This is a genomic window from Pseudomonas sp. LBUM920 (assembly GCF_003852315.1).
Classification (GTDB): domain Bacteria; phylum Pseudomonadota; class Gammaproteobacteria; order Pseudomonadales; family Pseudomonadaceae; genus Aquipseudomonas.
The window spans coordinates 649,982-672,526 of record NZ_CP027762.1 but is presented as its reverse complement, the minus strand read 5'-3'; the positions used below and the strand labels follow the sequence as shown (position 1 = coordinate 672,526).

At 61.3% G+C, this 22,545-nt stretch carries 20 protein-coding genes; 12 read left to right on the top strand and 8 right to left on the bottom strand.

What is annotated here, in order from left to right:
- Positions 1–43 precede the first annotated feature (43 nt).
- The 7 genes from urtE to ureC all read left to right on the top strand — a co-directional run bounded on the left by urtE (position 44) and on the right by ureC (position 5,260).
- On the top strand, positions 44–742 hold the full coding sequence (gene urtE, locus C4J83_RS02920) for an urea ABC transporter ATP-binding subunit UrtE (RefSeq protein WP_106577671.1): 699 nt from the start codon (positions 44–46) through the stop codon (positions 740–742).
- Between the two features lie 31 nt (positions 743–773).
- Entirely contained in the window at positions 774–1,613 is an 840-nt protein-coding gene (locus C4J83_RS02915; RefSeq protein WP_124416305.1) for an urease accessory protein UreD, read from the top strand.
- 161 nt (positions 1,614–1,774) lie between these two features.
- On the top strand, positions 1,775–2,077 hold the full coding sequence (ureA, locus tag C4J83_RS02910) for an urease subunit gamma (protein ID WP_003171437.1): 303 nt from the start codon (positions 1,775–1,777) through the stop codon (positions 2,075–2,077).
- 9 nt (positions 2,078–2,086) lie between these two features.
- Entirely contained in the window at positions 2,087–2,599 is a 513-nt protein-coding gene (locus tag C4J83_RS02905) for a GNAT family N-acetyltransferase (protein WP_124416304.1), read from the top strand.
- Positions 2,600–2,604: 5 nt separating this feature from the next.
- On the top strand, positions 2,605–3,138 hold the full coding sequence (locus C4J83_RS02900) for a GNAT family N-acetyltransferase (protein WP_124416303.1): 534 nt from the start codon (positions 2,605–2,607) through the stop codon (positions 3,136–3,138).
- On the top strand, positions 3,135–3,440 hold the full coding sequence (locus C4J83_RS02895) for an urease subunit beta (protein ID WP_049710249.1): 306 nt from the start codon (positions 3,135–3,137) through the stop codon (positions 3,438–3,440). The genes C4J83_RS02900 and C4J83_RS02895 overlap by 4 nt, the downstream gene beginning before the upstream one ends.
- A gap of 119 nt (positions 3,441–3,559) precedes the next feature.
- Complete coding sequence (ureC, locus tag C4J83_RS02890) at positions 3,560–5,260, top strand: urease subunit alpha (RefSeq protein ID WP_106577666.1); 1,701 nt, start codon at positions 3,560–3,562, stop codon at positions 5,258–5,260.
- 16 nt (positions 5,261–5,276) lie between these two features.
- On the opposite strand, the gene C4J83_RS02885 is transcribed toward ureC, so the two are convergent.
- Both C4J83_RS02885 and C4J83_RS02880 read right to left on the bottom strand, forming a co-directional pair.
- Positions 5,277–10,439, bottom strand: a complete 5,163-nt coding sequence (locus C4J83_RS02885; RefSeq protein WP_124416302.1) for a dermonecrotic toxin domain-containing protein — start codon at positions 10,437–10,439, stop codon at positions 5,277–5,279.
- A gap of 120 nt (positions 10,440–10,559) precedes the next feature.
- Positions 10,560–11,504, bottom strand: coding sequence for a DnaJ C-terminal domain-containing protein (locus tag C4J83_RS02880; RefSeq protein WP_106577664.1), 945 nt, complete (start codon positions 11,502–11,504; stop codon positions 10,560–10,562).
- A 238-nt stretch (positions 11,505–11,742) separates the two neighbouring features.
- On the opposite strand from C4J83_RS02880, the gene C4J83_RS02875 reads away from it, so the two are divergent.
- A complete protein-coding gene (locus C4J83_RS02875; RefSeq protein ID WP_012721959.1) occupies positions 11,743–13,011 on the top strand; it encodes an Hsp70 family protein in 1,269 nt (422 codons plus the stop codon).
- A gap of 245 nt (positions 13,012–13,256) precedes the next feature.
- On the opposite strand, the gene C4J83_RS02870 is transcribed toward C4J83_RS02875, so the two are convergent.
- Entirely contained in the window at positions 13,257–13,751 is a 495-nt protein-coding gene (locus tag C4J83_RS02870; RefSeq protein WP_119737857.1) for a peptidylprolyl isomerase, read from the bottom strand.
- 748 nt (positions 13,752–14,499) lie between these two features.
- On the opposite strand from C4J83_RS02870, the gene C4J83_RS02865 reads away from it, so the two are divergent.
- Positions 14,500–14,769, top strand: a complete 270-nt coding sequence (locus C4J83_RS02865; RefSeq protein WP_177416143.1) for a hypothetical protein — start codon at positions 14,500–14,502, stop codon at positions 14,767–14,769.
- A 42-nt stretch (positions 14,770–14,811) separates the two neighbouring features.
- Here the strand turns inward: C4J83_RS02865 and C4J83_RS02860 are convergent, their stop codons facing one another.
- The 3 genes from C4J83_RS02860 to C4J83_RS02850 form a co-directional block, all read right to left on the bottom strand.
- Positions 14,812–15,825 (bottom strand): AI-2E family transporter, encoded by a 1,014-nt coding sequence (locus C4J83_RS02860; protein WP_106577662.1) that lies wholly within the window; start codon positions 15,823–15,825, stop codon positions 14,812–14,814.
- 206 nt (positions 15,826–16,031) lie between these two features.
- Positions 16,032–16,343, bottom strand: a complete 312-nt coding sequence (locus tag C4J83_RS02855; RefSeq protein ID WP_106577661.1) for a PsiF family protein — start codon at positions 16,341–16,343, stop codon at positions 16,032–16,034.
- 71 nt (positions 16,344–16,414) lie between these two features.
- Entirely contained in the window at positions 16,415–17,203 is a 789-nt protein-coding gene (locus C4J83_RS02850) for an AraC family transcriptional regulator (protein ID WP_119737859.1), read from the bottom strand.
- 97 nt (positions 17,204–17,300) lie between these two features.
- Here C4J83_RS02850 and C4J83_RS02845 point away from each other — a divergent pair, with 97 nt between their 5' ends.
- Positions 17,301–18,188, top strand: coding sequence for a DMT family transporter (locus tag C4J83_RS02845; protein WP_106577660.1), 888 nt, complete (start codon positions 17,301–17,303; stop codon positions 18,186–18,188).
- A gap of 114 nt (positions 18,189–18,302) precedes the next feature.
- Here C4J83_RS02845 and C4J83_RS02840 read toward each other — a convergent pair whose 3' ends face one another.
- Positions 18,303–19,193, bottom strand: coding sequence for an esterase/lipase family protein (locus C4J83_RS02840; protein ID WP_119737861.1), 891 nt, complete (start codon positions 19,191–19,193; stop codon positions 18,303–18,305).
- Positions 19,194–19,271: 78 nt separating this feature from the next.
- The gene (locus C4J83_RS02835) at positions 19,272–19,913 is read right to left on the bottom strand and encodes an FMN-dependent NADH-azoreductase (protein WP_124416301.1); all 642 of its coding nucleotides are present in this window, start codon (positions 19,911–19,913) and stop codon (positions 19,272–19,274) included.
- A 126-nt stretch (positions 19,914–20,039) separates the two neighbouring features.
- Between C4J83_RS02835 and C4J83_RS02830 the strand changes: the two genes are divergently transcribed.
- Positions 20,040–20,951 carry a LysR substrate-binding domain-containing protein gene (locus tag C4J83_RS02830; RefSeq protein WP_164487903.1) on the top strand — a complete coding sequence of 304 codons (912 nt, stop codon included), beginning with the start codon at positions 20,040–20,042 and terminating at the stop codon, positions 20,949–20,951.
- A gap of 98 nt (positions 20,952–21,049) precedes the next feature.
- On the top strand, positions 21,050–21,580 hold the full coding sequence (locus tag C4J83_RS02825; protein ID WP_106577657.1) for a ferritin-like domain-containing protein: 531 nt from the start codon (positions 21,050–21,052) through the stop codon (positions 21,578–21,580).
- Positions 21,581–22,545 lie beyond the last annotated feature (965 nt).

The window sequence follows — 22,545 nt, the reverse complement described above, 5'->3', positions numbered from 1 at the left end:
CAGTTGATCCGGTTCCTACCAGGGATTTGAGGAGAATTTGAACATGCTGCAAGTCGACAAGCTGCATCAGTACTACGGCGGTAGCCATATCCTGCGCGGGCTGTCTTTTGACGTGAAGATCGGCGAGGTCACCTGCCTGCTCGGCCGTAACGGTGTGGGCAAAACCACCCTGCTCAAGTGCCTGATGGGTTTGCTGCCGGCCAAAGAGGGCGCCGTGAACTGGGAAGGCAAAGCCATTACCGGGCTCAAGCCGCATCAGCGCGTGCACGCTGGCATCGCCTACGTGCCACAGGGCCGGGAGATTTTTGCGCGGCTGACGGTGGAAGAGAACCTGTTGATGGGCCTGTCGCGCTTTCCGGGTTCTGAGGCCAAGCAAGTGCCGGCGTTTATCTATGAATTGTTCCCGGTACTGCTGCAAATGAAACACCGGCGCGGCGGTGACTTGTCCGGCGGCCAACAGCAACAGTTGGCGATTGGCCGCGCCCTGGCCAGCCGCCCGCGCCTGTTGATCCTCGATGAGCCCACCGAAGGCATCCAGCCGTCGGTGATCAAGGAAATCGGCATGGTGATCAAGAAGCTCGCCGCACGCGGCGATATGGCGATCCTGCTGGTGGAGCAGTTCTATGACTTCGCCGCCGAGCTGGCGGACCAATACCTGGTGATGTCACGCGGCGAAATCGTCCAGCAAGGCCGCGGTGAAAATATGGAAAGTGAGGGTGTACGCGGGCTGGTTACCATCTAATCTGTAGCGTCCTGACGATAAGCACTCAACCATGAACCTGCCCGTTTCCCCTGCCCTGTTCACCCCCAGCTGGCATGCCGAGCTGGACCTCGGCTACGCGCGTTTCGGCGACACCACGCGCCCGGTGATGCGCCGCCACCTCGGCCCGCTGCGCGTGCAAAAGCACCTGTACGCCGAAGGTCCCCAGGTGTGCCAGCACATCATCGTGCACCCGCCCGGCGGGATTGCCGGCGGTGATCGCCTGGACATCCGCGCCCATGTTGGCGCCGGTGCCTGGGCGCAATTGACCAGCCCCGGCGCAGCCAAGTGGTACCGCGCCAGCGGCCCGGCCTTTCAACAGCTTGAATTGACCGTGGAAGCGGGCGCCACGCTGGAGTGGCTGCCCCAGGAAACCATCGTGTTCAGCGCCGCCCAGGCCGAACTCACCACCCGCATTGACCTGCAAGGCGATGCCCGGCTGTTCTACTGGGACGTGGTCGCTCTCGGCCGGCCAGCCAGTGGCGAGCGTTTTGACCTGGGCCACTTTCAAGCGCACCTGGATATTCGCCGCGACGGCCAGTTGCTCTGGCATGAGCGCCAGCGCATTGTAGGCGCCGACGGGTTGCTCGACTCGCCCATCGGGCTGGACGGGCAACCGGTGTTCGCCACACTGCTGCTCACTGGCGATATCGAGCCTGACTTATTGGAAAGCTGCCGCGCCTTGCCCCATGCGGTGCGCGGCGACCTGACCCAACTGCCCGGGCTGCTGGTGGCCCGCTGTTTGGCCAGTGAAGCGCTGCTGGCGCGGGGCTGGTTGATTGATCTGTGGAAACTGCTGCGTCCGACCGTACTGGGGCGAGAGGCGGTTCCACCAAGAATTTGGAGCACATGACGATCTGAAGTGGAACCTGTCCCCTGTGGGGGCTGGCTTGCCTGCGATGCAGGCAACTCGGTATAGCTGATGTACCGAGGTGATGCCATCGCAGGCAAGCCAGCTCCCACTCTCGGATCTCTGTTGTTTTTAAGAATGCTGTCTATGAAGGACCTTGAACCATGGATTTGACCCCACGGGAAAAAGACAAACTGCTGATCTTCACCGCAGGCCTGGTCGCCGAACGCCGCCTGGCACGAGGCGTGAAGCTCAACTACCCGGAAACCATCGCCTACATTTCCGCCGCGTTGATGGAAGGTGCCCGCGATGGCCGCACCGTCGCCGATTTGATGCACTACGGCACCACCCTGCTCAGCCGCGAGCAAGTGATGGAAGGCATCCCGGAAATGATCCCGGATATCCAGGTGGAAGCCACCTTTCCCGACGGCACCAAGCTGGTCACCGTCCACCAGCCTATCGCGTGAGAGCCGATCATGATTCGTGATGCAACCGAGCAAGACCTGCCGGCCATTCGAGACATCTACAACGACGCGGTGCTCAACACCACGGCGATCTGGAACGAACAACCCGTCGACCTGGCCAACCGTCAGGCCTGGTTCACGGCGCGTCAGGCCCAGGCGTACCCGATCCTGGTGGCGGTGGAAAACGATGAAGTCACCGGCTACGCCTCGTTCGGCGACTGGCGACCCTTTGAAGGCTTTCGCTACAGCGTCGAGCACTCGGTGTATGTGCGCAATGACCAGCGCGGCAAAGGCCTCGGCCCGCGTCTGATGCAAGCGCTGATCGAGCGCGCCCGCAGCGCCGGCAAACACGTGATGGTCGCAGCCATCGAAAGCGGCAACCAGGCGTCTGTTCGCCTGCATGAGCGCCTGGGTTACACCACCACCGGGCACATGCCGCAAGTGGGCATCAAGTTCGGCCGCTGGCTGGACCTGACCTTTATGCAACTGACATTGAATCCGGGCGCCGAACCGCCCAAGGAGTGAGATCGATGAACACTGCTCAACTGCGTCGAGTAAATGCTGAAAGTTTTGCCCATTACCGTCTGGGCTTGATCGAGCTGTTGCTGGACGCGGTGAAGCATGGTGCGTCGGTGGGCTTCATGGCGGACTTCGATGAAGCCCAGGCCCGCGACTATCTGAAGGGCGTACAAGCCAGCATCGAAGACGCCAGCCTGCTGCTGTGGGTGGTGGTGCGCGATGAACAGGTGATCGCCAGCGTGCAATTGGCGCTGTGCCAGAAAGCCAATGGCCTCAACCGCGCCGAAGTGCAAAAACTGTTGGTACACAGCAGCGCCCGCCGCCATGGCCTGGGCCAGCAATTGATGAGCGCTCTGGAACTCGCCGCGCGCCAGCACAAGCGCGGCCTGCTGTACCTGGACACCGAAGCCGGCTCCGGTGCCGAAGCCTTTTACCAGTCGCTGCGCTACACCAAAATCGGTGAATTGCCCGACTACTGCCAAAGCCCGGACGGGCGCTACAGCCCGACCGCCATCTACTTCAAGACCCTGGGGCAACCTGCATGATTCCTGGTGAATATCAGATCCAGCCTGGCGATATCGAACTGAATGTCGGCCGGCGTACCGTCACCCTCAGCGTGGCCAACAGCGGCGACCGGCCGATCCAGGTGGGTTCGCATTACCATTTTTTTGAAACCAATGACGCGCTGACGTTTGACCGCGCGGCGAGCCGTGGCATGCGCCTGAATATTCCGGCCGGGACGGCGGTGCGGTTCGAGCCGGGGCAGAGCCGTGAGGTCGAGCTGGTCGATTTGAGCGGCGGGCGGCGGGTGTTCGGATTTGCCGGACGGATCATGGGCGACCTTTAGGGCCTCATCGGGGGCAAGCCCCCTCCCACATTTTGACCGCGTCCACAAACCGAAGGTGGGAGGGGGCTTGCCCCCGATAGCGGACTCACATTCAACATAATTTTTCAGGGTTCACACACATGAAAATCAGCCGCCAAGCCTACGCCGACATGTACGGCCCCACCGTCGGTGACAAGGTCCGCCTGGCGGACACCGAGCTGTTCGTCGAAGTCGAAAAAGACTTCACCGTGTATGGCGAGGAAGTGAAGTTCGGCGGCGGAAAAGTCATCCGCGACGGCCAGGGCCAAAGCCAGTTGCTCGCCCATGAGGTCGTGGACACGCTGATCACCAACGCGCTGATCATTGACCACTGGGGCATCGTCAAGGCCGACGTCGGCCTGAAGAATGGCCGCATTCACGCGATCGGCAAAGCCGGCAACCCGGATATCCAGCCGGGCGTAACCATGGCCATCGGCGCCAGCACCGAAGTGATCGCCGGAGAAGGCATGATCCTCACTGCCGGCGGCATCGACTCCCACGTGCATTTCATCTGCCCGCAGCAGATCGAAGAAGCGCTGACCAGCGGCGTCACCACCATGATTGGCGGCGGCACCGGCCCGGCCACCGGCACCAATGCCACCACCTGTACGTCAGGCCCGTGGCACCTGGCGCGCATGCTTCAGGCCAGCGATTCGTTCCCGATGAACATTGGCTTCACCGGCAAGGGCAATGCCAGTTTGCCGCAGCCCTTGATCGAGCAGGTCAAGGCCGGCGCCATCGGTTTGAAGCTGCACGAAGACTGGGGCACCACGCCTGCGAGCATTGATAACTGCCTGAGCGTCGCCGATGAGTATGACGTGCAGGTCGCGATCCACAGCGACACGCTGAATGAATCCGGCTTCGTCGAAACCACGCTCGCCGCGCTCAAGGGCCGCACCATTCACACCTACCACACCGAAGGCGCAGGAGGCGGCCACGCGCCAGACATCATCAAGGCCTGCGGCTTCCCAAACGTGCTGCCCAGCTCCACCAACCCGACCCGGCCGTTCACCCGAAATACCATCGACGAGCACCTGGACATGTTGATGGTCTGCCATCACCTGGACCCCAGCATTGCCGAAGACGTGGCCTTCGCCGAAAGCCGCATCCGCCGCGAGACCATCGCCGCCGAAGACATCCTGCACGACCTCGGCGCGTTCTCGATGATCAGCTCTGACAGCCAGGCCATGGGCCGCGTCGGTGAAGTCATCACGCGCACCTGGCAGACGGCCGACAAAATGAAAAAACAGCGCGGTCCGTTGCCGGGTGACGGCGAAGGCAACGACAACTTCCGCGCCAAGCGCTACATCGCCAAGTACACCATCAACCCGGCGATCACCCACGGCATCAGCCATATCGTCGGCTCTATCGAAGTCGGCAAGTGGGCCGACCTGGTGCTGTGGCGCCCCGCATTTTTTGGCATCAAACCGACCCTGATTCTCAAAGGCGGCGCGATTGCCTCAAGCCTGATGGGCGACGCCAATGCGTCGATTCCCACGCCGCAGCCGGTGCACTACCGCCCCATGTTCGCCAGCTTCGGCAGTTCGTTGCATGCCACCAGCCTGACCTTTATCAGCCAGGCGGCGCAGGCAGCCGGATTGCCCGAAGCTCTGGGCCTGAAAAAGCAGATTGCGGTGGTCAAGGGGTGTCGCGACGTGCAGAAAACCGACCTGATCCACAACGACTACCTGCCGGCTATCGAAGTGGACCCACAGACCTACCAGGTCAAGGCCGACGGTGTACTGCTGTGGTGCGAGCCGGCCGACGTGCTGCCGATGGCGCAGCGTTACTTCCTGTTCTGACGCCTCGGCGGCCAGGTCATGGGGTTCTGCCCAAGGCCTGGTCGCTGAGCTGACGCAGCAGGTTTTTGCGCGCCACGCCCATTGCGCTCAACTGCGCGAAGTACACCTCATCCGACATCACCTGCCCCGGGCTCAGCTCGCTGGCAGGCAACCCCAGGCGCCGTCCGGCTTCTTCGATGGTCTTGCGCAGCGCGAGTTTGTGCGGCGCGGCCAGACCGCCGTCGGCAGCCCACGTTTGCTGCGCCACCAGCAAGTCGTCCAGGGCATCGGCCTTGGCTTTCAACTCATCGAACTGCGCGCGGTTGGCACCTTCCAGGTAAGTGCACCAGAAATCCTGTTCCAGCAGGTTTTCCCTGAGCAGGTCACCTTGCTCCAGGCGCGTGACACGCTCAAACGCGGCATCCAGCATCGCCGCCGTGACGTCCGGCTCGCGGAACATCATGCTGCGCGACTGCCAGGGCAGGTCCAAGCGTTGCGCGAGCCCGGTGACGTACGCCAGGTGGATCTCGACTTCGTCAATCGGGCGCAACACCCTGCCCTGCGCATCGCGGTGAACAATCGGGTCGCCATTGCCGTTGTACTGGGCAAAGCGCCGGCCGCTCTTGAGCAATTCGCCTACGCGGGCATGGGCAATCCGGCCAAGCTCGTCCAGGCGTGATTTGCCCTTGGCGAGGTCCAGCAGTTCAAGCCCGACCAACTGCTCATTGGGCACCGAATAAGCTTCGCTCAGGAGCACTTCAACCCCCATGGCGTTGAACAGTTGCGCACCGGCATCGACACAGGTGGTGGGCGCACTGGCCATCTGGAACAGTTTGTCGCGCAGAGAGGCATCGGCGTACGCGGCCTCCAGCATGCGCCAGACTTTAGCCGCCAATTCATGCTTGTAGGCCGGGGAGGCCGCGTCGGACGACTCGGAGAGCTTTCTGATTTCGTCAAAAAAACCCTCGGCGCCCGGCGACGCCTCCAGTGCGTCCCACAGCGGTTGCTTGGCTTCCCACTGCGTCGGCGTCAGCTCGCCCTTCCAGTGGATACTGTCTTGCGCGCCCCGTGGCGGAAACCGACGTTCGGGGTCCAGGCCAATCGATTCGATATACAGCTTGAGCCTGGCGAGCACGTCGGGGCTCAACAGGTTGCGGTCTACCACCGTGCGGGCAATCAGCGCCGCGCGGTCAGAGCCGGGTGCCACATCGGGTATACGGCTCAACCGATTGGCAGTCATGTTCAGATAGAACCCACGCGGCCTGACCCGCCCGAACAGGCCGGTGGGCCAACGGTCCAGCCCGGTATTGCTCAGCAACAGCATCTGCAGGTTGGGCATTTGGCTGACATCCGGCGCCAACCCCAGCGGGTTGCCTTCGAGTTCGAGCATCCACAGGCTTCGCAGTGCACGTAACTGCGCCACGCCGTGCGCGTCCAGCACGATGTGGTTTTCCGAGAGGCTCAATACCCCCAGGCGCGGCATCCGCGACAGCGGCGCGGGCAGGCGGGTCAACCGGCAATTCTCCAGATTGAGGCTGGACACGCCGGTGAAGTACGTGAGGAAGCGGTGGTTATCATCGCCAAAATCGCTTTCGGACAGGTTCAATTCACTGACGTGACCAAAGCGGGCCGTCAACGCCGGCAAACTGTCGAGCTGGCGGCGAATGCGCACCCCACTCAAGTCGATCTGCTGGCCCAGGTAGTTGCCCAAGTGATCGATATGCCGGGGCCCGATGCCACGCCAGGCGTCCTTGAGCGCGCGCACAATTTTGCTGCGCACCTGCAGTTGCCGCCGGTAAGCGGCACTGCCGAATTCACCGACACCTTCGATAGGCGCGCTCAGCCAGGTTTGCAAGGTGTGATCCAGGGTCTTGTATTCACCTTCCAGGTTCTTGAGCCACTGGTCATTGAAGGGGTCGTTGTCTGCGCGCAATTGCGTCAGTTCTTCGGTGCTGATGTCCGGGAACAATGCACGCACACGCTCCTCAATAATCTGCCCCCAGGTGCCTTGCCCTCTGCCGCTCAGCGGATACCCGCGGCGGCCGTCCGGCAGTCGCCGCGCCGGGACAAAAAATGGCCGGCTGTCGGGCTGCATCCCCAGTACCTTGAGCAATTGCTGACGGGGCAGCGCATACCGTTGAATCAACGCTTTTAGCGCCAGCCCTTGCCCAACATGAGGCAGGCCCAACGACGTCCGGTGCGCGTCAGTCAGCGCGTGCTGCAACGAGTCGTAGAAACTGTTGATGCCATGCAAGGCGTTGGCCTCCTCGTCGAAGGCCTGGTACTGCCCGTCCGCTACCTGCACGATCACTTTGCGGTGGGAGGCATTGACGGGCCCATAGCTGGCCCGCAACGCGCCATTGAACCCCTCGGCACGCACCTCCAGGCGCAAGTCGTCTTGCCAGCCCGGCAGGGTTTCCAGGGTATTGAGCACCAGCGCCTCGGTGTCCGGGTTGGCCAGGGCATCCAGGTAAAGGCCTGCATAGGCGCGAACCAAACGCATCTGGCGTTGCAGTTGATGCGCCTGCGTGGCCAACGCCAAAGGCACTTTGCCGCGGGTTTCAAGCGCGCTCACCTGACTGGGCCGCGCCCGCGCCAGCAGCTCGCGGGCCATGATCGCGGGCACCCCTTTGAAGTCGCGCTGCAACAGCTGCACAGCCTTTTCGGTGGGCGGTTGCTGGTCGGCATAGAAGCTTTGGAACAGCGTGGATCGATACTGCCGGGCGTGCTGCGCCAGCCGGTTCTGCAGCAACGTCGCACGCTGCAACGGGTCGTGGGGCGCGTGTTGCCCGAGCAGCTCGCGGGCATGCTCATCACTGAGCGCACGCGCCACCCGCTCGGGGAGCTTGCCCGCCATCAGGTCCGGAAGGCTCATCCGGATCACCTTCTGAACCGGCGTAATCCCATCGCCATAAAGCACCGCGTCGCCGCCCTCGCCCCTGAACCCCTCAATCGCCCAGGCACGCGGCCAACCTGGCAGGTGCACCATCAGCGCCGCCGCATAGCTGGCCAAACGGCTCGATAAACGCCCACGGTCGATTTGCTCACTCACACTCACCGCATCGGCGTACGCACGAAACTGCCGCGCGGTGTCGATCAACACCGCAGGCACCGGTTCACTTTCGACATGCAAGCGGCGCAACACGCTTTCGTCAACGTCACTGACCCGCCGAATCTGCTCAAGCTGGGCGTCGCTCAAGCCATCCAGAAACGGCCCGAGGCGCCGCATCAGACGCGGCTGCTCCCAGCCCAGCGGATACTCCGCCTCATGCACCCAGCCACCGGCACCGTTATGGCGCACCTCAGGCTGATAAGCCTCCAGCCGGCCAGGATGCTGGAGGCGACTTTTACCGGGATACGGCTCGCGCTTGAGCACAAACGTCCTGCCTTCCAGGTTCAGCACGTGCTGATTGGCACGTCGATATACGCCCTCCTCAGAGGCGACAGACTCAGGCGCCAAGGCAATGTCCGCCACATAGGGCTGGATGTCGGGCTTCCATAAACGGGTTTTCCCGCCGGGCAGCCGCACGCTTTTAAGCTGTTCGATAAACGGCGACACCGTGAAGTGAAACGCCACGCCACCGGCGGCCAGCATCGCCAGGTTTTCCACGACATCGTTGAGGTGTGACCAGCCAGCTTCACGGTCCCCTTGCGCCATGTCGAAAACACCCTCGAAGGTCTCGTACAGCAACTGCCCGGCCGTCACCGCGAGCATGGCGTAACCCAGCGGCGGCACTGCCATCGAGACCACATTGACCACCAACAGCCCCAGGTTCAGGTAGTGCGACAGGCGCCTGGAGCGGTCGCGCGCATCCGCTTCGGCTGTCGGGATGGCCTGTGTTTTAGCATCGTCGAACAGGCGCAGCAGCATGCCTTCATACAGCTCCTCCCACAGCTCGACCTCTTCCCAGATCTGTTTGAACGCTACGCCATTGATGTGCAGATTCGGCCCGCTGACCGGCACGCGCGAGGTGTGCGCCGGGTCGCCCAGGCTTGAGCTCGCCCAGCGCGTCTCGGGCGCCAGCACACCCGACCAGAAGCGCCCTTGCTCGGAGCGCAGCCACTGGGCAGCCTGCGACTGCAGCGGCGCGTCGACGACCAGTTCGGTCAGCCGATGAAAATAATAAGGTCGATCTTTTTGCGCCACGAAGCGGCTGAAAAACAGTTGGAAGTCGTTGGGCGACCATGGCTGCGAACGGTCGGCCCGGGCTGCCCCCTGAGTCAATCGGTCGGTCATGGCCTGCACAAACGTCGAAGACGTTTCGTAGCGTTTGATCGGGTGCTGCGGGTCGTTGGGGAACCAGGCGATAAACCAGGTGCTGTAGCGGTATTTGACGCACGGCTCGATCAACACGCAGCCCTGCAAACGCAGGTTCATCACGGTTGGCGTGCGATACCAGAGCTGTTTGTCGCCGACCCGGATGTTTTTCTCGCCGCTGGCCACGCGCATCAGCAAGGCGAAATCGCTGTCGCCAATGTCGCCCTTGAGCAGCGCCAGATGGGCTGCGGCGCTGAACGCATCTTTTTGGGCGGTGAGATAGCGCTGGCGCAAGACGGCCTGGGACACCACGTCATCAGAACGCAAATGCGACTGCAGGTAGGCCTGGTACTGGCCGCCCAGATCGAGGTCGCGACACAGCCGGGCAAACGCTTCAAGCCTCATGCGCGTGGGGTGCCGCTCGAAATGGCCGCGCTCATCGGGTTGAGTGATAAAGCCGGACGCGCTGTTGAAATAACCGATGGCTGTTTCAGGCGCCTCGAAATTGTTTAGGGCCGCCTGCAGCAGGGAGAAGGTCTTGGGCACGAAACCCCCGGTCGCTCTGCCGAACGTATCCTGGACCGGGCTATAGAGGCGCACAAAGGTCTGCTCTACGTCCAGTTCATGCCCCGCTTGTTTCAACGCGGTTTCCAGCAACGGCCGGGCAAACGCAACGAGCGTCTGGACCTTGCCCTGGAGCTTTTCCCAGGCGTTGGTTGACTGCCAGGTGGCGTCCAGCACGGTTTTGAGGGCGTCTTTTTGCGCCGGTGTCGCTTGCGCATACCAGGGCGCTACAAGGGGTTTGACGCCGCGCAAGCCAGAACGGTTTTGCGTAGACGCCTGCACCAGATACGGCGGGATGACAGAGGACAGAAACGCGTAATGCTGCCCTTGGTCCCCCGGCAGCGCGAGCGCCGGGGGAAGGGTGATGTGAAGGTCCATGGCGGGTTCCCTTGGGAGGTGATAAAGCGCTGGAGCTTATTCACCACCCGCCATTGGCTGGGCCTATCTATGCAGTGCTGCCCCTGCAGTGCTCGGCGCCTGGACGCAAGGGTCCTGGCGTCAGCTGTTCCAGTTTTCTCGCGGATCGAACGCGGCTTTTTTCGCCAGTTCCTGCCACAACGCCTTGACCTCATCGTCGCTGGTTTTCGGCATCACGGCCTTGAGCTGCACGAACAGGTAACCGCGCTGCCCGGCCTTGTTCAGCAGGCCATGACCTTTGGCGCGCATGCGTTGGCCGTTCTGGCTGCCGGCCGGCACCTTGAGGTTGATCTTGCCGGTGAGGGTCGGCACGGCCACTTCTGCGCCCAAGGCCAATTCCCATGGCGCCAGGGGCAGGTTGATGATCAGGTTTTCACCGTCCACTTCAAACCGTGGGTGCGGCGCAAACTTGATGATCAGGTACAGATCGCCATTGGCGCCACCGCCAATGCCCGGCGCACCCTGGCCCTTGAGGCGGATGCGCTCGCCGTCGGCCACGCCGGCGGGGATTTTCACGTTCAGGCTTTTGGTGGTGTTGCTGACGTGACGACCCGAGGCGTCGTATTGCGGCACCTGGAAGCTGATCTGCTTGGACTCGGTGGACAGCGTCTCTTCAAGGAATACCGACAGCTGCATTTCCACGTCCTGGCCCTTGCGCCCGGTTGGACGGCGCTGACCGCCGCCAAACGCGTCGCCGCGCGAGCCGAAGATCGAACTGAAGAAGTCCGAAAAGTCGCCCGCGTCCTGGCCGCCGCCAAAGCCGCCACGGCTCTGCCAGCCCGGCGGCCCCTGGAACGGCTGGCCATGTTGGCCATATTTGCGCAGTTCGTCGTATTCCGCGCGCTTATCGGCGCTTTTAAGCGCTTCATAGGCTTCGGACGCGTCCTTGAATTTCTCTTCGGCGTCTTTTTCCTTGCTCACGTCCGGGTGATATTTGCGTGCGAGCTTGCGATAGGCGGCCTTGATTTCCTTGTCATCGGCGCTCGGCTCGACACCCAGAATCTTGTAGTAGTCTTTGAAATCCATCGGCGGTTCACCATCCTTAATCGAGATCGCACAGCCCGGGGCACAACGTGCGCTGCATTGCACCTGTTGAGTGATGTGGCCTGGGGGTGCGTCAAAGTGTTATCGGCGCTAGCCGTATGCAACAGATGTGGGGGCAAATCCCGCACTTTCAAGCACGATTTAACGGATGGTCGGCCTACGCATCCGTGCCCGACTGGCATACACTGCGCGGCCGTTTTTCAACCGGAACCCGATAGACATGAAAAACCCATCCCCAGCCCGTGCCTGCGGTATCGACTTCGGCACGTCCAACTCCACCGTCGGCTGGATCCGCCCCGGCATGGAAACGCTTATTGCGCTGGAGGACGACAAGATCACGTTGCCGTCGGTGGTGTTCTTCAACTTCGAGGAGCGCCGCCCGGTGTACGGTCGCCTGGCCCTGCACGAGTACCTGGAAAACTACGAAGGCCGGCTGATGCGCTCGCTCAAGAGCCTGCTGGGTTCCAAGCTGATCAAGCACGACACCAGCGTACTCGGCACGGCAATGCCGTTCACCGACCTGCTGGCGCTGTTTATCGGCCAGCTCAAGAGCCGCGCCGAAGCCAACGCCGGCCGTGAATTCGAAGAAGTGGTACTGGGCCGCCCGGTGTTTTTCGTCGATGACGACCCGATGGCTGACCAGGAGGCGGAAAACACCCTGGTCGATGTCGCCCGCAAAATCGGTTTCAAGGACATTTCCTTCCAGTACGAACCGATTGCAGCAGCGTTCGACTACGAGTCCACCATTGAGAAGGAAGAGTTGGTACTGATCGTCGACATCGGCGGTGGTACGTCCGACTTCTCGCTGGTGCGCCTGTCACCGGATCGCCGTCACAATGACAACCGTCACGACGACATCCTTGCCACCGGCGGCGTGCACATCGGCGGTACCGACTTCGACAAACAGCTCAGCCTGCAAGGCATGATGCCGCTGTTCGGCTACGGCAGCCGCATGAAAAGCGGCGCCTACATGCCCACCAGCCACCACATGAACCTGGCCACCTGGCACACCATCAACTCGGTGTACTCGCAAAAATCGCAGCTGGCCCTGGGCAGCATGCGCTACGACATCGAAGACACCGGCGGCATCGACCGCCTGTTCAAGCTGATCGAACAGCGCGCCGGGCACTGGCTGGCCATGGAAGTGGAAGAAACCAAGATCCAGCTGACCCACGAGGACAGCCGCCACGTGCTGCTCGACCGGGTTGAGCCGGGGTTGAGCGTGGAACTGAGCCGCGCGCTGTTCGAGTCGGCCATCGATGGCTTGCTCGAGCGCGTGCGCAACAGTGTCACGCAGCTGCTGACCGATGCGTCGGTCAGTGTGGCGCAAGTGGACACGGTGTTCTTTACCGGGGGTTCCAGCGGCATTCCGGCACTGCGCCACAGCATTTCGGCGATGTTGCCGAATGCGCGGCACGTGGAAGGCAATATCTTCGGCAGTATCGGCAGCGGTTTGGCGATTGAGGCCAGCAAGCGTTACGGCAGCTGACCGGCCCCGATTTCACCAACACAGCAAATCCAACATGTGGGAGCGGGCTTGCTCGCGAAGGCGGTGGTTCAGTCGATATCTCTGTCGACTGACACACCGCTTTCGCGAGCAAGCCCGCTCCCACATTTTTGACCTGCGAACGCTCGAAGCCCCAGTCGTCATCGCCCCCCTCGTGGGGAACGGGCTTGCCCCGCGTTGGACTGCACAGCAGCCCCAAGACGATCCACGGCCGCGCGTTGTTGTTATTAGACTTCGCCGCTGCTTGAAATCGTGATCCTGCTCTTGGGTGCACCGCTATCCAACCCTAACTGCTCAATCGCCTTCACCAAATCCATACCTTCGACGACTTCACCGAACACGACGTGTTTACCGTCCAGCCAACTGGTGATAACTGTGGTGATAAAAAACTGGCTACCGTTGGTGTTCGGACCTGCGTTAGCCATGCTCAACAAACCTGGCTTGTCATGTTTCTTATAAAAGTTTTCGTCAGCAAATTTTTCTCCATAGATAGACTTGCCGCCTGTGCCGTTATGTCTGGTGAAATCTCCGCCTTGCAACATAAAGTTCGGAATGACCCGGTGAAATATGGACTTTGCGTACCCAAACCCATTTACGCCTGTACAAAGTTCGCGAAAATTTCTGGTGGTTTTCGGGACAATGTCGTCATAGAGCCGCATGACGATTCGACCTGCGGGTTTGTCGGCGATAGTGATATCAAAATAAACATCCGGCCCGGCCATAAAATCACCCTTTCCTTGTCAGTCATTAAAGAACAGGAAATACCCGGTATTTTCTGTTATCCGTTGATGTGCCACAGAAGTAAGGTAGGTGTTACGAGCCGGTTAAAAAACTGTGAAGAATGACAGTTTTTTAGATGGTTTCGCGATCAGCCCAAAAGCCAATGCCCACTCGAGTTGGGCACTGTTTGAGCAGGCGATTGATGGGTCGTTAGGACAGCTGACCGGCCCCGATTTCACCAACACAGCAACAAAATGTTGGAGCGGGCTTGCTCGCGAAGGCGGTGTGTCAGTCAGGACATCTGATACTGAACCACCGCTTTCGCGAGCAAGCCCGCTCCCACATTTAGGCCTGCACACACCCTAAATCCCAGTCGCCACAGCCCTCCTGTGGCGAGGGAGCTTGCTCCCGCTGGGGTGCGCAGCAGCCCCAAAACCATTCAACCCACTCTCCCGCCTGAATGCTGTAACCAAGCCATCCTGCGCCTTGCACCATTGACTCAATGACGTTTATAGTCCGCCCGTCGCCCCCATGGCGATCAGGTTTGGCGACCTGAATCCACGTTCAAAAATGCCTGCTTTCTTGGCAGGCATTCTTGTACCCGCAAAGCTGCGTCTATGGTAGCTGTGCGCGGGAGACCTTCGGGTCTGCCGGTTCCGTGGTTTCCGGTTCGCCAACCTGCGTACAGCTGCCACCCTATTGTTTGGCGACAATCGAGTGGAAGCTCCCTATAGACCACGGAGTTTCACTATGAATCGTTACATGCCCTTAACCGGCCACGACTGCACCATCCCCGCGTTAATCATCGACACCCAAGCCCCTCTCGATGTGCTCTATGAAGCCGCCGCCTTTCGCATTCGCGCGGTGACACAGCTGTTGGAGAACCTCGCTTTTCGAGAGGAGATCAGCAGCGACGCCGTGGTACTTCACGACTTCGCACAACTGATGGCTATCCCATTGCGGGATGGGTGTGACTTGATGGATGTGATTGGGCGCCGGCTAACTTCACAAGCGTCCTAAGCGGGAACAGGGCGGCTCTTCAGTCGCCCTGCCGGAACACAGTCAAACCATGCCGGCGAGCTTCAGCTCACTCTTCAGGTACGCATAGTAAATCGGCCCCGCCACCACACCCGGCAGGCCGAATGCGGCTTCGAACACCAGCATCGCCAGCAACAATTCCCACGACTTGGCGCTGATCTGCCCGCCAACGATGCGCGCGTTGAGGAAGTACTCGACCTTGTGGATCACGATCAAATACCCCAGCGCCGCCACTGCGACCCAAATCGACAGCGACAACGCGACGATGGTGATCAGCGTATTGGAGATCAGGTTGCCGATCACCGGCAGCAGGCCGACCAGGAAGGTCAGCACGATCAGGGTCTTGGTCAGCGGCAGGTGAATCCCGCACAGCGGCAGCACGATCCCGAGGAAGATCGCAGTGAACAGGGTGTTGAGCGCGGCGATCTTGATCTGGGCGAAGACGATGTTGCGAAACGCCTGGACCAGCAGGTGCAGGCGGTCGAACAACGCGGCGGCCAGCGGTTTGCGCTTGGTCAGGTCGGGCACGCGCTGCAGGGCAATGATCGCGCCCAGCACCATGCCGATGAGCAGGGTGACGAACATGTGGGCAGCGTCTTTGCCGACCAGTTGCAGTTCGCTCAGGTGCTTGCTCAGCCAGTCGCCGATGGCCACGCGAAACTCGGCGGCGCTGGCGGGCAGGTAGGCGTCGAAAAACGGCGGCAGCTGGCCGCGCGCGCGATCGACCACGCCCATGAATTTGTCGAGGGAAGCCCCGGGATTTTCCGCTTCGTGGAGCAGGAAACTGATGGCGCCGGCAAAGATCAGGGCCAGCACGCTGACGATCAAGGTGCCGAGCAACGCCACAGCGAGCCAGCGCGCGCGCCGACCTTCGATCAGCCGCTGCAATTGCGGGGTGAGCATGTTGACCAGTTCATAAACCAACAGGCCGGCCAGCAGGCTGGGCAGCAGCTTGAGCGGCAGGACCAGCAGTAATCCACCGAAAATGATGATGCAACTGACCAGCAACAACACGTGACGCTGAGAAAACGTTGGCATACAGCCTCAAAACGAACGGCGTTAAAGGATGGGCAGTCTGCCAGCCTTGAGGGAATCAAGCGAGAGGCCAGGGTGTGAATGCGATCAACTGTGGGAGCTGGCTTGCCCGCGATAGCATCACCTCGGTTTGCCTGATACACCGAGGTGTCTGCATCGCGGGCAAGCCCGGCTCCCACACCTGAACGCCAGCGGGCGCGAAAGCGTGATCAGCTACCCTTGAGGCAAGTGCTCATAAAGGTCTTGCGTGCATCGCCGGTCAACGCCTTGGTTTTCGCCGTGGCATTGCAGTCTTTCATCTTCTGCTGCTGGGGCGTCAGGGTCTTGGCGTCGTTGGCTGCCGGAGCGGCCTTGAGGCACGTGCTCATGAATGTTTTGCGCTCGTCGCCCGTCTTGCCTTTGGCTTCGGCGTTGCAGGTGGTCATTTTTTGTTGCTGGGCGGTCTGTGCGGCGGTGGCGGCAAACCCTTGGGAACACAGCAGCAGGCCCATCATCAACAGCGGAATACGCAGCATCTTCATGGAGTTTTCTCCCTGTTACCGTGCCGGGGGGCACGGCCTACGCAGGAGTGTAGTCAAAGCCCGTTACATCTTCACCGACCGCGAATATTAGTTCGACGATACTGCTCCGGTGTGCAGCCGGCGTGGCGCTGGAACATCGCGATGAACGCCGAGGCGGTGCTGTAACCCAGGTCAAATGCCACGTGTTGCACGCTGCGCTCGCTGTCGAGAGCTTCGATGGCGGCGAGGTAGCGCAGGCGCTGGCGCCATTCGCCAAAGCTCATGCCCAACTCCCGCACAAATTGCCGCGCCAGGGTGCGTTCGCTCACATGCACCTGCTCGGCCCAGTGCGCCAACGGGCGGTTGTCCCCGGGCGCGGCCTGCATGCCTTCAAGCACACCGAGCAGGCCGGGGTGACGCGCGTAGGGCAGGAAGCAATCGTGAATCGGCGCTTGTTTGAGTTGGTCCACCAGCACCTGGGCCAAACGGATATCGGCTTCGGTCTGCGGGATATTGACGTCACGCTGGGCAAAGTCGCTGAGGATGGCTTTGAGAATCTCGCTGATCGCCAGGGTGCACGGCGCCTGCGGCAATTGCTCGCAGAGTTCCGGGGCCAGGCCTACCGAACGATAAACAATCGCCTGGGCGTTGTAGGAGCTGTGCTCGGTGTTCGGCGGGATCCACACCGCGTACTGCGGCGGCGACATAAAGCGGCTGCCGGCCACCTCCATGCGCATCACGCCGTTGGCCGAATAGTCCAGCGAACCCCAGAAATGCCGGTGCGGGGTGCACTCGGTATCGGGGGCGAAATCGGAGTAACGGAAGTAGACCGGGCTTGGCAGGCTGTGGAAATCCGCGAGGCGTACGGTGTGTCTGGCCATATTGTCTGGATACAAAGGTCGGTTGTCTGGATCGCAGTATAGGCTTCGATCCAGACAGGGGATAATCCCGCCTCATCAACACACCTGGTTCCTTTCAATGCAATACGCGTATCCCCTGCTGGCCATCTTCATTTGGGCCGGTAATACCGTGGTCAACAAACTGGCCGTGGGCACCCTCTTCCCGGCAGAAATCGGCTTTTACCGCTGGTTGCTGGCGGCGCTGCTGTTTACCCCGTTCATGCTCAAGCCGGTGATCGCCAACTGGACGCTGATTCGCCCGAACCTGGGCAAGATCTTCATCCTCGGTGTATTGGGCATGGCGGTGTATCAAAGCCTGGCCTACTACGCCGCGGCCCTGACCTCGGCGACCAACATGGGCATCATCCTCTCGCTGATGCCGTTGATGGCATTGACCGCCGCCATTATCAGCCTCGGCCAGCGCCTGACCTTCGGCGCGCTGACCGGTGCGGTACTGTCGTTTGCCGGCGTGGTGGTGGTGGTGTCGGCCGGCAGTCTGGGCGCGTTGCTGCAACACGGGCTCAACCTGGGCGACGCCATGATGCTGATCGCCACCCTGGCCTATGCGGTTTACAGCACGCTGCTGAAAAAATGGCAGTTGCGCCTGCCGCCCCTGGTGTTGCTGTATTTGCAGGTGCTGGTGGCGGTGGTGGTGCTGTTTCCATTGTTCCTGTTCTCGAACAAGGCTGGCCTGGGCTGGGCGAATATTCCGCTGGTGCTGTATGCCTGTCTGCTCGCCTCGATGCTCGCGCCGTTGGCGTGGATGCATTCGGTGAAGACCTTGGGGCCAAGCCGCACCACGCTGTTTTTCAACCTGTTGCCGTTGATTACCGCGCTGATTGCGGCGGTGGTGCTCAAGGAAGAGCTGGCGATGTACCACTTGGTGGGTGGATTGCTGACATTGGGCGGGGTGATTTTGTCGGAGCGCTGGACCACGCCGGTGCGCCAAGAGGTCAGCGTCGCCTGATAGACCGCTATCGCGGGCAAGCCCGGCTCCCACAGCTGACCGTGTTCCAACCTTGGAATGGGGGCGAATGTGGGAGCTGGCTTGACTGCGATGAACGATGACGCGGCCCACCTGCTAAACCCCGGCAGCCTTCAACCGCTGCGCATGTTCAACAAACAACCGAATCGGCTCCGCCCCCTTGCCTACCAGCCCCATCGACTGGTTGACGATATCAAAGTGGTCGAGCGGGTAGTCATCGCCAATCACCAGCCCCAGGTGTGAGCTATACCGCCCGACCATGCCGTCGCACTGGCCTTTTTCGCGCACAAAACTGCGCGCAAACAACCGACAACTGCGGTGTGTGCCGTCCAGCAGGTTACGCCCGCGATCGGTCTTGCCCGGCTGCAAGGTGCCGGACCACGAGTAATAACGCACGCCGTTGACCACCTCGGCGCCCTGCCCGCCCCATGTTGACGGCAAACCCTGGGGGAACTGACGGTTGAACAGCGCCACGCCTTCGCAGGTCAGGGACTGGTGCGAGGCCTGCACATCCACCTTGAAGCGCGGCCCGCGATAGCCGGTCTCAAGCACGCCCATCACCCAGGCAGCCAAATGCAGCACCGCGCTTACGAGCCGGCCCTTCCAATGGTCTGCGGGGTAATGAACCTGGAAGTGGTCTGCCAATTCCGAGCCATGGTTAGGCCCGGCCACCGATGTCACCGACGCCACCCAATCTGGACGCCTGGCCGCCGCGTAACGTGCCGTCAGCGAGCCCTGGCTGTGCCCGATCAGGTTGACCTTTTCGGCACCTGTTTGCCGGCGAATGCGCTCGATCTGGGCCAGCAACTGCTCGCCGCGCACCTCACTGGCGTTCAGCGGTGCCACCTGCACCGGGAATACCTGCGCGCCGCCCGCCTGCAACGCCGGGACAATGCCGTACCAGTAGGGGAACAGCCCCAGGCGCACAAAACCCAGCATGCCGGGCACCAACACAAGCGGGTAACGCGTGGCGAGGGATTCGTCCATGCAGCGGATATCCTGATCGGGAAGACGATACGGTCATCCTAGACCACGCGAGATGACCGCCCCGTGACCGCCAGCGCTTTAGAAATGCCCCGCCAGGTCGTGCAGCTGGCGCTCGGCTTCCTCACAGGCACGCAGGAACACGCTTTTGTCCGACTCTTCACCTTCGGCAGCGATCACCCGAATGTCATCGATGCCGATGTAACCCAGCACCGTGCGCAGGTGCGGGTCGGCGTGGTTCATCGCCTCGTTTTCGCCACCGGGGCCAAACCCGTTGCCGCCGCGGCTGGTGATGATCAGTGCGCGCTTGCCCTTGAGCAACGGCTGGTAGTGCGCGATGCCCTGGCTGTCGTGACTGATGTCGAAGGTCAGCCCCATGCGCACGATTTGATCGATCCAGGCCTTGAGGCCGCTGGGTACACCGAAGTTGTACAGCGGCATGGAAATCACCAGCCGCTCATGTTCAATCAGCTCGCCGACCAGCTCGTCACTCAGTTGCAGGTCGGCCTTCATCACCTTCGGCAGGGACTGCGGCTCGGGGTAAAAATTTGCCGCGACGAACGCCTCGCTGACATGCGGAATAAAAGCCCGACCGACTTCGCGCCGGGTGATCTGCGCATCAGGGTTGGCCGCCTGCCAGGCATCGAGAAACGATTCGGCCAAACGCCGGGAGTGAGAACGTTCGCCACGCGGGCTGGCGTGGACCACTAGTATTTTTTTCATCTGTTAGAACCTTCACAGGGTAGACTCGGGCAATCGGTATAACTGCCGCGCTTGCTCGCAAATCTAGAGCCGGGCGCGCTGACCGACAAATGAGCAATAGTTATTCCAGATGAATTCATCTCATTCATGGAGCCCCTGATGTTTGCCTCGCTGCCCCTTACTGCCCTGCGCACCTTTGAATCAGCCTCGCGCCTGTTGAGCTTCAAGGCTGCTGCCCAGGAACTGTCGGTCACACCCACGGCGGTGTCCCACCAGATCCGCGCGCTGGAAACCTGGCTGGGCGTGCGATTGTTCGAACGCCTGCCGCGGCAGGTGCGCCTGACCGAAGGCGGCGAGCGCTTGTTTCACAGCGTGCACGGCGCCCTGCTGGACGTGGCGCAAAGCGTCGACAGCCTGCGCCCGCAGCGCAGCGCCGGCCATCTCACGGTGTCCACTACGCCGGCGTTTGCAGCCCTGTGGCTGGTGCCTCGACTGGGACGCTTCTATACCGCCCACCCGGATATCAATTTGCGCCTGGACACCCAGTGCGAGGTGGTCGACCTGCAGCAGGACGCCAGCATCGATCTGGTGATTCGCTACAGCATCGGCGATTACCCGAATCTCTACGGCCAGTGCCTGTTCGATGAGTGCTTTGCGGTGTATGGCGCGCCTGACGTGGTCGCGCGGGCCAGCGCGCAAGTGCCGACGCTGATCAGCGTGCGCTGGCACAATTCCCGGCTCTATGCCCTCGGCTGGCAAGCCTGGTGCGAAAAGGCCGGCGAGACTTGGCTGAACCACGCACTGCCGTTGCGCGAATACGACGAAGAGCATTACGCGCTGCAGGCGGCGATCGCCGGCCAGGGCTTGGTGCTGGCGAGCAATATTCTGGTGTCGGAAAGCGTTGCCACCGGCTTACTGGTGCCCTACCGGCCGCAGATCAGCGTGCAAGGGGCCGGTTACAGTGCGCTTTGCGTGCCGGGCCGTGAACGGCATCCGCCGGTGCGCGCGTTTTTCCAGTGGGTACAGGCGCAAGCGAAGCTGCCCGGTCAGGCACTTTAAAATCCGATAAAACTTTTTGCGTCGCGCAGCACTCACAACTTGGAGCGATCACGCCGGCAGAGCGTGGCGTAAAACCGGATTAGCACCAGGAGATTGAGATGACTGAAGCACATTTGACTGACGTTGCGACCCTGCGCTCACGCGCCCGCCAGAACGTCGAAAACGGCGCCGTCACCGAAGGCTACGACGCTGACCGCGAAGAAATCATTCGCCTGCTCAATGCGTCGCTGGCTACCGAGCTGGTGTGCGTGCTGCGCTACAAACGCCACTACTTCATGGCCACCGGCCTGAAAGCCAGCGTCGCGGCCGATGAGTTCCTGGAGCACGCCACCCAGGAAGCCGAGCACGCCGACAAACTGGCCGAGCGCATCGTGCAGCTGGGCGGCGAGCCGGAATTCAACCCCGACTTGCTGTCGAAAAACTCCCACGCTCAATACGTGGCCGGCAACAACCTGAAGGAAATGGTCTACGAAGACCTGGTAGCCGAGCGCATTGCCGTGGACAGCTACCGCGAAATCATCCAGTACATCGGCGACAAAGACCCGACCACGCGTCGCATCTTTGAAGAAATCCTGGCCCAGGAAGAAGAACACGCCGACGACATGGCGGATATTCTGCAGGACCTGTAACCCGCCACACCGCTGAACCCTTGTGGGAGCGGGCTTGCTTGCGAAAGCGCTGTGTCAGTTGATGAAGGTATCTGAACCACCGCTATCGCAGGCAAGCCAGCTCCCACATTTGGTTTTGGGTTGCGTCAGTTACTTTTTTAGCGTGTTTGGCGGCTGATCAGGGGGGATATTTTGCCAGCCCTGCCATCCGCCACACCGCTGAACACTTGTGGGAGCGGGCTTGCCCGCGAAAGCGGTGGGCCAGCCAATAAAGATATCGACTGAACCACCGCTATCGCAGGCAAGCCAGCTCCCACATTTGGTTTTGGGTTTCGTCAGTTACTCTTTCACCGTGTCCGGCGGCTGATCAGGGCGGATACTTTGCCAGCCCTGCCACCCGCCACACCGCTGAACCCCTGTGGGAGCGGGCTTGCTCGCGAAAGCGGTGGGCCAGTCAATGAAGATATTGACTCAGCCACCGCTATCGCAGGCAAGCCAGCTCCCACATTTGGTTTTGGGTTTCGTCAGTTACTCTTTCACGGTGTCCGGCGGCTGATCAGGGCGGATACTTTGCCAGCCCTGCCATCCGCCAAACCGCTGCCCCCTTGTGGGAGCGGGCTTGCCCGCGAAAGCGGTGGGCCAGCCAATAAAGATATCGACTGAACCACCGCTATCGCAGGCAAGCCAGCTCCCACATTTGGTTTTGGGTTGCGTCAGTTACTCTTTTAGCGTGTCCGGCGGCTGATCACGGCGGATACTTTGCCAGTCCTGCCACCCGCCACACCGCTGAACCCCTGTGGGAGCGGGCTTGCCCGCGAACGCGGTGGGCCAGTCAATGAAGATATTGACTCAGCCACCGCTATCGCAGGCAAGCCAGCTCCCACATTTGGTTCTGGGTTTCGTCAGTTACTCTTTCACCGCGTCCGGCGGCTGATCAGGGCGGATACTTTGCCAGCCCTGCCATCCGCCACACCGCTGACCCCCTG

Bases quoted from the DNA above. Each gene is read 5' to 3' on its own strand.
- C4J83_RS02875 (WP_012721959.1), top strand. From the start codon at position 11,743: ATGAAAAACCCATCCCCAGCCCGTGCCTGCGGTATCGACTTCGGCACG.
- C4J83_RS02825 (WP_106577657.1), top strand. From the start codon at position 21,050: ATGACTGAAGCACATTTGACTGACGTTGCGACCCTGCGCTCACGCGCC.
- C4J83_RS02830 (WP_164487903.1), top strand. From the start codon at position 20,040: ATGGAGCCCCTGATGTTTGCCTCGCTGCCCCTTACTGCCCTGCGCACC.
- C4J83_RS02885 (WP_124416302.1), bottom strand. From the start codon at position 10,439: ATGGACCTTCACATCACCCTTCCCCCGGCGCTCGCGCTGCCGGGGGAC.
- ureC (WP_106577666.1), top strand. From the start codon at position 3,560: ATGAAAATCAGCCGCCAAGCCTACGCCGACATGTACGGCCCCACCGTC.
- C4J83_RS02895 (WP_049710249.1), top strand. From the start codon at position 3,135: ATGATTCCTGGTGAATATCAGATCCAGCCTGGCGATATCGAACTGAAT.
- C4J83_RS02860 (WP_106577662.1), bottom strand. From the start codon at position 15,825: ATGCCAACGTTTTCTCAGCGTCACGTGTTGTTGCTGGTCAGTTGCATC.
- C4J83_RS02855 (WP_106577661.1), bottom strand. From the start codon at position 16,343: ATGAAGATGCTGCGTATTCCGCTGTTGATGATGGGCCTGCTGCTGTGT.
- C4J83_RS02845 (WP_106577660.1), top strand. From the start codon at position 17,301: ATGCAATACGCGTATCCCCTGCTGGCCATCTTCATTTGGGCCGGTAAT.
- C4J83_RS02880 (WP_106577664.1), bottom strand. From the start codon at position 11,504: ATGGATTTCAAAGACTACTACAAGATTCTGGGTGTCGAGCCGAGCGCC.
- C4J83_RS02915 (WP_124416305.1), top strand. From the start codon at position 774: ATGAACCTGCCCGTTTCCCCTGCCCTGTTCACCCCCAGCTGGCATGCC.
- C4J83_RS02905 (WP_124416304.1), top strand. From the start codon at position 2,087: ATGATTCGTGATGCAACCGAGCAAGACCTGCCGGCCATTCGAGACATC.
- C4J83_RS02835 (WP_124416301.1), bottom strand. From the start codon at position 19,913: ATGAAAAAAATACTAGTGGTCCACGCCAGCCCGCGTGGCGAACGTTCT.
- C4J83_RS02840 (WP_119737861.1), bottom strand. From the start codon at position 19,193: ATGGACGAATCCCTCGCCACGCGTTACCCGCTTGTGTTGGTGCCCGGC.
- urtE (WP_106577671.1), top strand. From the start codon at position 44: ATGCTGCAAGTCGACAAGCTGCATCAGTACTACGGCGGTAGCCATATC.
- C4J83_RS02900 (WP_124416303.1), top strand. From the start codon at position 2,605: ATGAACACTGCTCAACTGCGTCGAGTAAATGCTGAAAGTTTTGCCCAT.
- ureA (WP_003171437.1), top strand. From the start codon at position 1,775: ATGGATTTGACCCCACGGGAAAAAGACAAACTGCTGATCTTCACCGCA.
- C4J83_RS02870 (WP_119737857.1), bottom strand. From the start codon at position 13,751: ATGGCCGGGCCGGATGTTTATTTTGATATCACTATCGCCGACAAACCC.
- C4J83_RS02865 (WP_177416143.1), top strand. From the start codon at position 14,500: ATGAATCGTTACATGCCCTTAACCGGCCACGACTGCACCATCCCCGCG.
- C4J83_RS02850 (WP_119737859.1), bottom strand. From the start codon at position 17,203: ATGGCCAGACACACCGTACGCCTCGCGGATTTCCACAGCCTGCCAAGC.